The 11,995-nt window shown below is 60.1% G+C and carries 9 protein-coding genes; 5 read left to right on the forward strand and 4 right to left on the reverse strand.

Features of this window, described 5'->3' with window-relative positions:
* Positions 1-10: 10 nt before the first annotated feature.
* Complete coding sequence (locus ABH15_RS03250) at positions 11-1,321, reverse strand: type II restriction enzyme (RefSeq protein ID WP_128692918.1); 1,311 nt, start codon at positions 1,319-1,321, stop codon at positions 11-13.
* Positions 1,321-2,265, reverse strand: a complete 945-nt coding sequence (locus tag ABH15_RS03255) for a DNA adenine methylase (RefSeq protein WP_128692919.1) — start codon at positions 2,263-2,265, stop codon at positions 1,321-1,323. The genes ABH15_RS03250 and ABH15_RS03255 overlap by 1 nt, the downstream gene beginning before the upstream one ends.
* Before the next feature lie 487 nt (positions 2,266-2,752).
* On the opposite strand from ABH15_RS03255, the gene ABH15_RS03260 reads away from it, so the two are divergent.
* From ABH15_RS03260 to ABH15_RS03280, 5 genes are all read left to right on the forward strand, one after another.
* A complete protein-coding gene (locus ABH15_RS03260; protein WP_206633411.1) occupies positions 2,753-3,214 on the forward strand; it encodes a hypothetical protein in 462 nt (153 codons plus the stop codon).
* A 530-nt stretch (positions 3,215-3,744) separates the two neighbouring features.
* A complete protein-coding gene (locus ABH15_RS03265; protein WP_128692921.1) occupies positions 3,745-4,125 on the forward strand; it encodes a hypothetical protein in 381 nt (126 codons plus the stop codon).
* Positions 4,122-7,061, forward strand: a complete 2,940-nt coding sequence (locus ABH15_RS03270) for a hypothetical protein (protein ID WP_128692922.1) — start codon at positions 4,122-4,124, stop codon at positions 7,059-7,061. Before ABH15_RS03265 ends, ABH15_RS03270 begins: the two co-directional genes overlap by 4 nt.
* Before the next feature lie 69 nt (positions 7,062-7,130).
* A complete protein-coding gene (locus ABH15_RS03275) occupies positions 7,131-8,093 on the forward strand; it encodes a hypothetical protein (RefSeq protein WP_128692923.1) in 963 nt (320 codons plus the stop codon).
* Between the two features lie 4 nt (positions 8,094-8,097).
* Positions 8,098-9,438, forward strand: coding sequence for an FAD-dependent oxidoreductase (locus ABH15_RS03280; RefSeq protein ID WP_128692924.1), 1,341 nt, complete (start codon positions 8,098-8,100; stop codon positions 9,436-9,438).
* 10 nt (positions 9,439-9,448) lie between these two features.
* Here ABH15_RS03280 and ABH15_RS03285 read toward each other — a convergent pair whose 3' ends face one another.
* Positions 9,449-11,068: a putative manganese-dependent inorganic diphosphatase gene (locus tag ABH15_RS03285; RefSeq protein ID WP_394342488.1), complete on the reverse strand. Its 1,620-nt coding sequence runs from the start codon at positions 11,066-11,068 to the stop codon at positions 9,449-9,451.
* Between the two features lie 100 nt (positions 11,069-11,168).
* The gene (locus ABH15_RS03290; protein ID WP_128692925.1) at positions 11,169-11,852 is read right to left on the reverse strand and encodes a helix-turn-helix domain-containing protein; all 684 of its coding nucleotides are present in this window, start codon (positions 11,850-11,852) and stop codon (positions 11,169-11,171) included.
* Positions 11,853-11,995: the final 143 nt, after the last annotated feature.

Here is an 11,995-nt window from a genome sequence, read left to right on the forward strand (position 1 = left end):
AAAGAATCTCTTACCCGGTTTGGAACTCTATGTTGTCGCAGATCCAGTGGAGCCAGCGTTTCACGGTCGAAGCTCTCCTTCCTACCGTCTGGCCGGATAGTGTGGTGTTCTCACGGATGACTTCTGCAATGTGGTTTTTGTCCAGCCTGTCAAGGTTACAATCCCGTTGAATCAGATCCCGCATCAGGACATTGAAGGTCGGCTTTGCCAGAATCTGCTTCAGCAACAGCAAGTTTCTCTGGGTCCGGTTGCTGCAACGGCGCAACTCCTCCCCAAGGGGAGTGAGATCAAACCTCTTCTCCTCGTCATCGTCACGCTTCAGAAAGCCGAGATAAATTGCAGCGTTAGCATAATAATCGCCTTGCCGTTCATCAAACTCGAAAGAAAGGGCGATGAGATCTTTTGTATTGAGGTTGTCATCAAACCGGGTCACAATGTCTATGACTTTGTCAAGGTCGTTTGCCTGTGGATACGGAACGTCGTGAGGCTCGCTGTCGGCGACCGAGAGGGTTCTGATCAACTCGTTGAGATTGAGCATCTGCTTGAGGGGTTCGTTAATGACGAAACCCCGGCACTTTACAACCTGTAACTCGCCAAAGGCATCCCCAAACTTGAACTCCGTTAGATAAAAGATTCCGTTTGTATAGATAACAAACAGTGGGATAACTTCTTTATCCGTTCTGATCGACCAATCCCGATACGGGTAGTAGAGCTGCCGGATGTGGAAATCATCCCGCTTCCCGATCTTCGTTTCCAGGACATAGACCTTGTCCGGGCTCTCAAAGCCGGCGTCCACCTCGATCTGCACACCCGAGACACTGACACAGTGATCGCAGTTTGGGAGATGGAAATCAAACTCGTTTGAACGCAGTCTTCCACGAATCGTCAGAAATAACTCTGATTCACCTGTGAATGTCTTAATCAGGGATATGAGATAGGCGTAGTCGATAGCCTGCGATTCGCTTGAGATCGTGCCTAGCTGGAGCGTTTTAAAGTTATGAATATCGGGTTTTGGGACGTATTCGGTAATGAGAACATCATCCAGTGACGATTCATACGAATAGTAACTTTTCAGGCTGTTATCTTTGAAAATAATGTATCGGCCATTATCAACGGGGAAGATTGAAAGGTCATGCTGCTTAAAGATAGCCGGCCGCGAACTCTGGGTATCCTGCTTTGCCATCAGACGAGGTTCGCGGCGATCACCACTGTTCCCTTTGAGCTCATCGGCCGTGATGTAGACAAAACCCTTACTATTTATTTGTTCGAGAAGATTGAGGTTTTCAAAGACGCTCTTCCAAGCCTCATCGTTTTTTCCCATTAGAACACCGAAAGGTCGTTTCTTTCGGTTTTGTAATTTGTAATTATTAATTCATTGATTTCGCCCCGTCGCTCTCCGTTACAGTTTATTGCACGGCGGGCGGAGACCCGATCGATGGTATACTCCGGATAGAGGTCTTCAAAGAAGTGATCATTCGGATCTTCATTTTTCGGATCCGAGTTGCTCAGCATCAACTTTGCCCCTTTTGCGTCAAGTTCGTGGAAGAATCCGGCGAGGCGTTTCTGGTCTTCGTCTCCGAATCTGTCTTTGGAGTATGAGGTAAAACTTGATGTCTGGTTCAGTGGCCGGTATGGCGGGTCAAAGTAAACGAACGTCTTTTCATCAACGTACCGAGCACAGTCTGAAAAATCACCGAGATGGATGCTTGTGTTTTCGAGGAGAGCAGAATCGTTCCGCAATATTTCCTGATTCAGTATCTGGGGCTTTTTATGTCGACCAAAGGGAACGTTGAACTCGCCCTTTGAGTTGACCCGGAACAAACCGTTGAAGCAGGTCTTGTTCAGGAAGATGAGATCTGCTGCTCTCCGGATCCATGCTTTGTTGTACTTCTGCGGCTGAATCGAGGTTTTGAACTCATTATACTTGTTGCGGATTTCGTAGAAGTACTCCTGCCGTTTTTCGGTATCCAGCTGCAGGTATGTGGTTTCTACGTCCTTTAGGATCTCAATGAGTTCCTCAACATCATGCTTGACAACAGTATACGCGAGTACGAGCTCTTCATTTACGTCAAAAATGTGGCATTCGTCAAACTGGTATTGATTATTGATATAGAAGTATACGGCTCCCCCGCCCACAAATGGTTCGACATATGTATTGGTAAGGCCTTTTCTCACCTCTTCCGGGAGTCTAATCTCAAATTCCTTGAGTAATTGGCCTTTTCCACCAGCCCACTTCAAAAAAGGCTTGGCATTCTGAGTTTTCATCCTGTTGAACCTCTGTAAGAACTCTAAGTAATTGGCACTGAATATTATCGACCGGGCTATTTGAATGTACGTTGGGCGGTCTGAAACAAAAAAGAATGCGAAAATCTCACGGTGAAATTATCCCTAAAAGACAGGCTAAGACGCTCAAAAGACTCCGTTGATCGGCACCCCCACGACCAGTACCACGACCACCGGCAGGCCGAACCCGACGATCAGGACGGAGCGCCATACCCTCCGGGTGACGGGTACCCGCCGGTCTGCCACGAGAGAGGATTGCGGCGGGGAAGGGAAAAGAGTTGCTCATCCGGCATCCGTGCTCGGCCTGACTGCCGTCCGGGCTCATCTCAAAAAAGAACATTGATGAGCATATCTGATGACCATACTATAAGCAGATCAGCTTTATGTCAGCAGGTCAACTTTACAGGGGACTGCCGGGTATGCCTGTTTTTGCTGGAGTGATGGCGTGGAAGAGGAGCATGTCCGGCTTTTGGATTCGGTATTCGTCGGAGCCACCATCGAAGATGCCTGGGACGAGGATGGCGTCCGGGGGCTTGTGATTGATACCATCCGGGGAGAGACGGTTCGCGTCTGGGCGGAAAACCTCTGCATGACGCACCTGAAGAAAGTGCCGGTATCGCTGGTATCGGTCGGTGATGAGGGGAGAGAAACTTCGATTGCCTGGAGTTCCCTGCAGGGGGCAATCATTCTTGGCAGCACGTATTGCTGTACGCCCCGGCTTGACCTATTCACCGATGTAGCAATCCGGGAAATGCGTATCCTGGCTGTGGATGGGACTGTGCAGACCATCAGAGCCCGGTGGGAGTGCGGCGGGTTGCAGTGCCCGGACACCGCAAAAGATCTGGACGTTGATGTGTTTATCTGCCAAAAAGGTCGGGAAGCTCGTCTTGTTTTTTGTCGGGATGATCTCCTCTCCCCTGTACAGGAGTAGGGGAGAGGATCTGCCTCACCTCTTAACTCTTCACGAATCCGTTTTTACTTCCTGATACTACTTCTCAAACTTCCGGTTCACCCGGCACCCCGGCGACCGGGACAGAGCCGGAGCTTTTGGGTGGTGGGTATCCGCCGGCCCGTCACGACGGAGGATTATGGCCGGGATAGTAAAAGAAGTGCTAAACGAAGCCGTATCGAATGTGAGCAAAAACCGTACTGGCATGCCCGCCCTCTCCCGCAGCAGTCTCCCGGACTTCTTCACCGGCGGTATATCCGGAGCTCCCGGGAGGTGAACCCGAATCCATATCCTGCGCGTCTCCGGCGAGCCCTCTCCCGTTCCCCTCCCGGACCGGGCAATCCCGGCATAAATGATTCAGTAATGTTCATATGATGCCTTTTTTCACATTCAGCGAACGCCCCGAACCTTTTTAACCCCCATCTCCCCACGCTGAAACAAGCGGTGCACGACAACGGCTTACTCCCCCGGAGGACGCCGGTGCATCGCGAAAAACAACAGAGAGGCAACGCATGAAACCGAAACCCATACCCATGGACGATACCGGAGCCCCCGGAGAGCAGCGGGGCACCTCTGTCCTGAAAGAATCGAGAAGAGAAGACGAAGTAATCTGCGGCGGCAGCCAGGCACAACCAATTGTTTCCAGCACTCGGATGCACCGGACCGCCAATGGTACTCGGCACTGCAACAATATAAGCATCGCCACCCCGGGAGATGCACCGCAGAAGGTGCCGCTCTACCTCATCGCCCACGCGGTCGCGGCCGAGGTAGTCCGGCACAAACGGAGACTGCGCGAGATCCACGTCACCTGCACGGCAGGGCACTACTACGCTATCACCACGGTGGCCGGAAAGGAGGCAGGGTCCTCCCCCACCCCGGAGGTGGCGGAATGAGCGACGCTATCCGCCGTGCGGTGGAGGTGCTCGCCCCGGGCGGCGTTGTGGAGGTGCGGGCGCTCGCGGAGAGTGCCGTTCACTCCGGCTACTTCGACGACCGCACGGAGCTCGCCGGCCGGGCAGCGGTGCTCGATGCCGACCCGGAGGTTGCCGGGATCTACGTCACCTTAAACCCCGTCAACCCGGCGCTCCTCGCCCGACGGGCGAACCGGATCAAGCTGCGCCTTACGAAGAAAGACGCGACGACGGCCGATACCGATATCGTGAGACGCCGGTGGCTCCCGGTCGACATCGACCCGGTGCGCCCGAGCGGGGTCTCGTCCACCACTGCGGAGCACGACCTCGCCCTCGCGACGGCGGAGAAGATCGCCGCCTGGCTCAGCGAGCAGGGCTTCCCGGCGCCGGTTGCGGCCGACTCCGGGAACGGCGCCCACCTCCTCTACCGTATCGATCTTCCGAACGACGAGGCGGCGACCGGACTCGTGAAGGGCTGCCTCGCGACCCTCGACGCGCTCTTCTCGAACGAGAAGGTCACCGTCGACACCGCGAACTACAACGCCGCCCGAATCTGGAAGCTCTACGGCACGGTCTCCCGGAAGGGCGATTCCACCCCCGAGCGGCCGCACCGGCGGGCGAAGTTCCTCGCGGTTCCTGACGAGATCGCAGTGGTTCCGGTGGAACGGCTACGGCACCTCGCCGGACTGCTCCCGAAAGAAGAGCCGGCGGCGCCGAAGAAGGGCGCCGGCATCGACCTCGCCGCCTGGCTCGCAGGCCACAAGATCGCCGTCCGGTCTGCAAAACCCTACCGGGGCGGGACGCTCTACGTCCTTGAGGACTGCCCGTTCTCGGCGGCGCACAAGGACGGTGCGTTCGCGATCCAGTTTGCGAACGGTGCGATCTTCGCCGGGTGCCACCACCAGAGCTGCGGCGGCGGGCGGCAGCGCTGGCCGGAGCTCCGGGCACAGTTCGAGAAGCCGAAGCAGAAGAAACCACGGGGCGGGGAGCTCTCCTCTCCTCCCGTCCCTGCACCGGAGCAGGACGAGTACCGGGAAAAGGCGCTCGCCGTCCTGAAAGAGGGCGACCCGCTCGGGTTCCTGCTCGACACCTTCCACCGGGAGCACGTCGGCGATGCCGCAGTGGCGAAATGCCTCATCATGTCGCTCGCCTCGCAGTCGATCGCAAACACCAGAGGCCTGCACGTCGCCATCTCCGGCAAGTCCGGCAAGGGCAAAACGCACGCCTGCGCGGCGATGCTCGCGCAGGTGCCGGAGCAGTACCGCCTCGCCGGCACGGTCAGCGACAAGGCGCTCTACTACAACAACCGATTGTGCCCCGGCACGGTCTTCCTCTTCGACGACGTGTCGCTCTCCGACGACCTGCAGGAACTCCTGAAGGCGGCCACCGCGAACTTCAGGGAACGGATCGAGCACCAGACCGTAACCACCGACCGGCAACTCCGGATCTGCACCATCCCGGAACGGTGCGTCTGGTGGCTTGCGAAGGTCGAGAATATCGGCGACGACCAGGTGGCGAACCGGATGCTGACGGTCTGGATCGACGACTCCGCGGAGCAGGATCGGGCGGTGCTCGAACACCTCAAGGTGAGCGAGGCACGGGCTCCCGGGGCGGTGGCGGTGGCGGAGGAGGTGCACGTCTGCCGGGCGATCTGGACGCTCCTCAAGGAGCGGCTCGTTCACGTCATCATCCCGTTCGCGACCCGTATCCAGTTCTCGAACGCCGCGAACCGCAGAAACCCCGGTATCCTCTTCGACCTCATTAAATGTCACGCCCTGCTCCGGTGCCTGCAGCGCGAGCAGGTGCCGTCGGCTTCGGGGGATCTCTGCATTCTCGCGACCCGGGAAGATTTCAAGGCCGCGGCCGACCTCTACGCCTCTCTCAACGGGGTGACCGGTGGGCAGGAGACGAAACTCACCAGGAACGAGGCGGCCGCCCTCATGACGGTCGTGGCGATGGGCGCCCCTGTCTTCACCATCAAGCAGCTCCAGCAGGCGATGGGACTCACCTACTACCAGACCCGGCGTATCATGAACGGCTACGTCAACCGGGGCACCACCTACGCAGGGCTGCTTGAGAAGTGCCCGGCGGTCAGCTGCGTCGACGCCACGGTGACGGAGGACGGCTGCGGCACCACGGTCCGGCGGCGGGAGCACCATTACTTCTTCGACGTCGCGTTGTATCGAAACTGGAGCGCCGGGGCTGCGGTCTGGATCGATGAGGACGGCGATGAGGATGGTGACGACGATGACGGGTACACCATGGCAGCAGATGTACATCGTATGTACACCGCGTGGTGCCACCCTCAAAAAGGCGAAAACGGGGAGGGATCTGGTGATACTCTTCATAATAGTACAAAAAGCGTTTCTCATAGTACTGATGTACACCAGGATCGGAGGGCACAGTCCAAGCAGCGTGCTCTCTCCCCTCACACTGCATGTGTCTGTGCTTTGGAGAATGGTGTACATGTCGGGGCGAAAACGGCTTTTGAGTCTCGAATCAGTGCCGTTCCTCAGGAATCGCCTTCGCTCGGTGACACCACGCGGTGTACACCGGTACACCCGGGCACCTCGCCGCTGTACATGGTGTACCCGACCGACTACATCCCGCTCCCGGTGCCGAAAAACGAGCCCTGCCACGTCTGCGGCAGCAGGCCGACGTCGTCGGTGCTGCGGGGGAAGGAGCAGTACCTCTGCTATGCCTGCCTGAAGAAGGCGAAGACGCCGGCGAAAGTCCTGCCCCTGCCCGGCCTGCTCGACCACCGGACGTTCGAACGGGCGGGCGTCGATCTCGGGCGGTGCACGATCTGCGATTCGGAGAAGGCGGTCTACCGCTCCCGGGAGGCGCAGGCGAATGTCTGTGAGGGATGTTATGCACGGCTTGTGCGGGAGTGGAACCGGGAGGCGGGGGTGCGGTGATCCCCGTCAACCCACCTCCCGGAGACGCATGGAAAAATAGTTCTACCATATAACGACAATGTACGGTAGATGGAAAACGGGATGCGGGATAAAGCGCGGAGCGTTCTGAAACAGATCCTCACGGCGGCAGGATACGACGTGGAGGATGTGAGCGATCCGCTGGACCTCTCGGCCATCGGAGACGAGGACGTTTTTATCGTGCTCTGCTCCGACGACCCGGATCAGATAGACGAGTTCGACCGGACGACCTACAACCTCGGCGTCGATGGGGAGAACCTCGTCTGCAGGAAACTCCTCTTCACGCTCGACGGGAGCGTGCGGACCGGGAACTGTATCCGCTGGGGTGCCGACGAATTTGCGAAGTACGCCGGAGAAGCGGCACGGGCGCACCTCCTCGGCAGAAGGCTCGACCTCGACCTTGCGGAGCCCGAACCGGCAGTGCCGAAGCGGGCAGAGACGCCAAAGGCCGATCGGGACGACGACACCCTCACGGGTCCCGACCTCCTGCACCTCCCGGTGCAGGTCAACGAAAAGCGGGCTATCGGGATCGCCGGCGTGCAGGGAACGGTCAAGTGCAAGTTCATTCCGCACTGGTACTACCGGTACGCGAGCACCGGTGAACGGGCGATCAAGGACAAACTGGTTTCGTTCGACTCCGAAGGTGCCGGCATCGTCAACGCGATAAACGGCCTGCGGGCTGAGATGGACATGCGCGACGCGGCCGTCTCGCCGGTGCCGTTCGGCTCCGAGGTGCTCCAGCCCCGGATCCAGAAGAGTGACGCCGAAGAGCAGCTCCGGCGCGAGATCGTCGAGAACCTGACCCAGCGGGTGCGGTTCCGGCAGGAGAAGGGCGACGCGATCTTCTACGAGGAGAAGATCTTAAAGCCCGACCGGGGCAGCGTAACCGTCGATATGGAACTTGTCTACATCCCGGTCTGGCAGGTCCGAGGCGGGAGTCGGATCGTCGAGGTCAACGCCTACAGCGGAGAGATCCTCGCCATGCCGATGGACGAGGGCGTCGAGCTTCTGTGAGACCATGATCGTCGTTATCGGTGGCGGGCCTGCCGGGCGGATCGCGGCGATGCGGCTTGCAGAGGCCGGCCGCGAGGTCAGGCTCGTCGAAAAGCGGGCGATCGGAGGGCAGTGCCTTCACGACCGGTGCATGGTCGTCTGCGCCCTTGCCGATGCGGCGAGGCTCGTCGAGCGCTCGCGGCGGATGCACGACCTCGGTATCTTCGATGCCGCGCCGCGGGTCTCGTTCCCGGCGATGATGACCCGGATGCGTGAGATCCAGACGAAACTCGGCACCGTCCTCGACGTGGAGACCCGGAAAGCCGACGTCGAGATCCTCTACGGCGCCGAAGGACGCCTCGAGGGGCGGACGGCCTACATCGACGACGAACCCGCACCTGCGGAGGCCGTCGTCGCGGCGACCGGGTCACGGACGGCGCTCCCGAGCATCCCCGGCACCGACCTTCCCGGCGTCTACACCTACGAAACCTTCCGGGAGCTCCCGGACCTACCCGCCCGGATCGCGGTCATCGGGGGCGGCACTGTCGGTGCGGAGTTCGCCCGGATCTTCCGGGCGTTCGGCTCTGAAGTGCACCTGATCGCCAGGAGCTCACTCTTAAAAGAGATCGACGGGCGGTTTCGCACCGCCGTCCTCCGCGACCTCGCCGGGGTCGCCATCCACGAAAACGCCCGGGTGCTCTCGATCGAGGGCGGCGGACGCGTCCGGTCGGTGGAGATGCAGACGGCAAACGGCGATACCGGGCTTGCGGTCGACGCCGTCTTCCTTGCGACCGGCCTTGCCCCCCGCTCCGAGCTCCTGCAGGGCATCCGGAAAGACCCACTCGGCAACGTAATCGTGGACGACCACATGCGGACGAGCGTGCCGGGTGTCTACGCGGCGGGTGACGTCATCGGCCCGCCCTACTTAACGCCCGTAGCCCGGCGGGAGGGGGTCGTCGCCGCCGACAACATCCTCGGGCGCGACGTCGCCATGGACTACGCCACCGTCCCGCAGGCTCTCGAGCTCGGGTACGAGTTCGCCTCCGTATCGGCGCCGGGAGACGACGGGCTCGCCCTCTCCTCGCCTGCTCCCGCCGGGCCGGGATCGTTCTGGGACGTCGCTTCGGGCTGGACCGGGATGGCGGAGATCCGGGTCGACCCCGCGACCGGCCGGATCGTCGGCGCCGCTGCGGCGGCACCCGGAGCCTCGCTCTTAATCTCCTACCTCGGTTTCCTGATGCGGCGGGGTATCACCGTCGAGGAGTTCGACACCTTCGCCGAGATTCACCCGTCGACCGATGGGATCTACTGGCTCAACCGCTACGCCGCCGAGTTGCTCCGAAAAGAGAGAAAAGAAGATCTCTGATGCCCACGGCTCAGAGATTCCTGAACATCTGCCCGAACTGGGGCAGGAAATCTTTTTTCCGGGACATGACGCCTTCGAGGCGCACCGGCTGGTCGCGAAGGGCGAGCTTCGTGAGGCAGGCGTCTTCGCCGGCGGCGAAGAGATCGCTCGCGTTCTCAAAGACGTTCGTGAAGAGCGCGAGGAAACAGTCGGTGCCGGTGGCGCTCCGGAGCCGTTCCAGGCTCTGCCGGATCAGATCGGCGTTCTGCTCAGAGTACTCGAAGGTCGAGACCATCACCTGCGCGATCATCACGCTCTTCCCGAAGAGGTTGTAGCGCTTCATATCCCGGGTGAGGAGTTCCTCCGGCGACAGCGACCCGAGTTCCATCCCTTTCCCGACGAGTTCGGTGCCGAACGCGACCGGATCGATCCCGGTAAGGTCGGCGAGGTACCGGGCGGCCCGCGTATCCGCCGTTGTCGTCGTCGAGAGTTTCATCACCATCGTATCGGAGAGGATACCGGAGAGAAGGAGGCCTGCCGCGGCAGGGGAGGGCTCTATCCCCGCCTCGATGAACTTATTCGTGATGATCGTCGAGGTCGACCCGACGGGGTCGTTGAGGAACTTCACCGGCTTTAGGGTCGATATCGCGCCGAGCCGGTGGTGGTCGACGATCTCGAGGATATCGGCGGTCTCGATCCCGTCGACGGCCTGGGAGTACTCGTTGTGGTCGAGGAGGATCACGGACTTCTGCACCGACTGCATCAGCGTCGTCCGGGAGACGAGCCCGATATGCTTCTCCCCTTCGCCGACGGCGCAGGCCGTCCTGAACTTCGAGTTCGAGACGACCTGCTTCGCGTACTCGAGCGAGTCTTCCATCCGCACGATGGGAAGGTCGGTCTTCTCCATGATCATCTCCGCCGGGAGCGAGAGGCTGATCATCTTCCCGACCGAGAAGGCGTCGAGGGTGGTTGCGATCATCGAGACGCAGCGTGCCTGGGCGGCCTTGATCACCCGCTCGCCGACGGGCGCTCCTTCGGCGATGATCATCGCGGCGATCCCGGCCGATATCAGGGCGAGCTGAGCGGGTTCGTTGTCGCCGACGATCGCGATATCGTCCGGCGTCATCCGGGAGAGGGTGACGTGCAATGCGTCGATGACGGTGTAGACCCGGCCTTCGCCGAGCGTCGGGCGCTCGGCGGTGATGATCCGGGCGTCGAGGATCCGGGCGAGGGTCTCGAGTTTCATCGGGATCAGCGAGAGCTGCTCGTGGGGGTTCTTCCGGACGTACGACCGGGCGAGACCGTACTCGCTGACGAGGCCGAGGAGGGTGCCTGCTTCGTCGGTGATCGGCATATTCCGCATATCGTAGGTATCCATCATGGCGGCGACGTCGATCGTCGGCACGTCCGCCTGGACGCTCCGGGTATCGAGCGGAATATCCGATACCGTCGGCTCGATGTTCGCGATATAGAGCGGGGGCTTTGCGTCGAACCTCGCGAGGGCGAAACGGGTCTCGGCGTTCACCTCGCCGCACCGGGCAGCGACGTAGGTATCGGACTCCGTCTGGTTCAGGAGCTCCGCATAGCCGATGACACTGCAGATACTATCGGTATCCGGCTGCTTGTGTCCGATGATGTAGATCGTAGTCAGTTCTATTCCTCCTTGCGGGATCTCCTTCGTATCGCCGTGTCCGAAGGGACAGTACGTAGCTGGTAGGTTCTGCTCTCCCAAAAGCTATTGCACCGGCACCTCAGTGTCCGGCGAGAAGGATCGCCATGATCCGTGATTCCGCACGCCGCAGATGTTCGATAGCCGTGGCTTTGCTGACCCCGAGTTCCTCCGCGAGCCCGCCGCCGCTGGTCTTCCGGGGATAGTCGTAGTAGCCGGAGCGTTTCGCGGCGAGGAGCACCCGGCGCTGCTGCTCCGTCAGCAACCCGAGGATATCGCGGCCGTCGTAGGTCACCGGCTGGAAACTGACGTTCAGAACCTCCCCGTATGCTTCCATGAGGCGGAGGAACTTCTGCAGGTTCGCCTCGTCGCCGATGCACGAGTAGACGATACGGTCCGGCGACTTGGTGATCGGCGTCGTCCAGATCAGGTCAAGGTCGAACGCCTGCATCTTCCGGCGGAAGAACTCGTCATGCGCCTGGCCACGGATGAGGCAGGTATGTGCCCGACCCTGCACCCTGATGACGTGCAGGATCTCCATGACTCCCGGGATGGTAATATCCCCGATGGAGTAGCCGTCTGCGACGATGACCTCGCAGAGAATGAGTTTCAGTCCCCGCTCGAAGTCCACCTTCAGGATCTCGAGGAGCGAGACCGACTCGATCCGCTCAAAGACGCGCTTCCACTCCCGCAGCTTCTCCTGCAGTTCAGCCGGGGCGTCGGGCATGGAAAGGGTCGGGCGGAGCTCGACGATCAGCTTGCGCATGATCAGATGAGGGCGGCCGGGGTATATATTACCCGTACATGTACGGGACAATCCTCATGTGGCCCTGCGGCGAACTATCGTCTGCAGAGGGATGACGGCGCCTGCCCCCTCCGGTCTGCAAAAGGCTATCAACCGATATGACA

Origin of the sequence: Methanoculleus taiwanensis (assembly GCF_004102725.1) — an archaeon.
Classification (GTDB): Archaea; Halobacteriota; Methanomicrobia; order Methanomicrobiales; family Methanoculleaceae; genus Methanoculleus_A; species Methanoculleus_A taiwanensis.